This is a genomic window from Streptomyces sp. NPDC051740 (assembly GCF_044453165.1).
Classification (GTDB): Bacteria; Actinomycetota; Actinomycetes; order Streptomycetales; family Streptomycetaceae; genus Streptomyces; species Streptomyces atrovirens.
On the sequence record NZ_JBITCL010000062.1, the window covers coordinates 1 to 1,182 of the forward strand.

Consider the following 1,182-nt stretch of genomic DNA (forward strand, 5'->3'; position numbering starts at 1 on the left):
AACCATTGAGACGCTTTATCAAACGAGTGTTCCCCTTGAGGTTCAAAACCGAAAAAACGTCCATCTCGCAACATCAGATTGCTTAGTTATCGCTTGTTACCTCTGGGGCGTACTGCATTTTAGTGAAACGCTTAAAGCTAAGCACCAACTTGCTCAAAGTTTATTTCCTAATTTCCTAGAATATTCTCGCTTTGTCCGCCGTTGTAATGCCCTCTTACCGAGTATCCAAGTCATTCGCCAAGCACTCGTCTTTAAAGAGGTTGAAGGAATGAGTGTATCCATTATTGACAGCTTCCCCATTCCTTTGTGTCAGCCTATTCGTAACTTCAGAAGCAAAGTTCTTGGAGATTATGCAAATGTTGGCTACAATGCTACAAAGGGACAGTACTTCTATGGATGTAAATGTCATGCTTTAGTCAGTGAATCAGGCTATGTCATAGACTACACAATTACTCCTGCTTCAATGGCTGATAGTTCAATGACCGAGGAAGTGTTGAGTCAATTTGGGACACCAACAGTCCTTGGAGATATGGGATATCTAGGTCAGTCACTGCATGAAAGGCTGGAATTAGAAGGAATTGATCTAATTACACCTGTCAGGAAGAACATGAAGCAAAAGAAAATCCTTTTCCCTAATTTTTCAAAACGTAGAAAAGTGATTGAGCGAGTTTTCTCTTTTTTGACAAATCTAGGAGCTGAGCGTTGTAAAAGTCGTTCGCCTCAAGGTTTTCAATTGAAATTAGAGATGATACTTTTAGCGTATTCTTTACTGTTAAAATCAGCTAAATCACTGGAACCAGAGACTTTAAGATATTCTATCGGGTATCAAGTCATGGATAAATAATCAACTAGCAATTCGGGTATATATATAGAAATAGGTATATAATAAAATACATTGATAGGGAATGAAAACTAAACTATTGATAATAGTTAACCCGAATTGCTAGTTAATTTCATTGGAAAATAAATAAGTCGTGCTATCCTAATCTTAAACCACTAAGCATTAGAAAGCGCACGACTTATATGACTTATAATAGCACACTTCCAAAAGTTTTTGTTTATTTACTGACAACCATTGAGACGCTTTATCAAACGAGTGTTCCCCTTGAGGTTCAAAACCGAAAGAACGTCCATCTCGCAACATCAGATTGCTTAGTGATTACTTGTTACCTATGTGGCGTA

Annotated in this window: 1 protein-coding gene and 1 pseudogene; both read left to right on the forward strand. The window is 37.7% G+C overall.

Annotated features, from left to right (window positions below; translation table 11 throughout):
- On the forward strand, positions 1-844 hold an 844-nt coding region (locus tag ACIA6T_RS35595; RefSeq protein ID WP_399450643.1), incomplete at its 5' end, for an IS982-like element ISLll1 family transposase.
- A 179-nt stretch (positions 845-1,023) separates the two neighbouring features.
- Positions 1,024-1,182, forward strand: a pseudogene (locus ACIA6T_RS35600) (IS982 family transposase); the annotation flags it as partial.